Raw genomic sequence first — 383 nt, forward strand, 5'->3', positions numbered from 1 at the left:
GCCGGAAGGGGCGATCGCGCCGCCGGCCGCGCACATGCGCTTCGCCGGCACGATCTCGATCCCGGACGCCGCGTTCGAGGCGCTGCTGGAAGCCACCGCGAAGAGCCTGTGCCGGCACGGCATCCGCGACGTGTTCTTTTTGGGCGACCACGGCGGCTACCAGGCGAATGAAGCCAGGGCCGCCGCGCGGGTAAATCGAGGCAACGGCGGCGCCGGCGGCTGCCGCGCCCATGCGCTGGGCGCCTATTACGATGCCGCCACGACGACGTTCAACGCCGACCTGAAGCAGCGCGGCTTCACGGACGCCGAGATCGGCACGCACGCGGGCCTCGCCGACACGGCGCTGTCGCTGGCCGTCGACCCGGCACTCGTGCGTTCCGCCC

The 383-nt window shown here is 72.6% G+C and carries 1 protein-coding gene; it reads left to right on the forward strand.

All coding sequences use genetic code 11. The annotated features are described in order from the left end of the window. Positions 1–383: creatininase family protein (locus ACEN88_RS34565; protein WP_413346917.1), on the forward strand; the 383-nt coding region annotated here is incomplete at both ends.

The sequence above is a fragment of the Massilia sp. CT11-108 genome (assembly GCF_047302915.1).
Lineage (GTDB): Bacteria > Pseudomonadota > Gammaproteobacteria > Burkholderiales > Burkholderiaceae_D > Telluria > Telluria orientalis.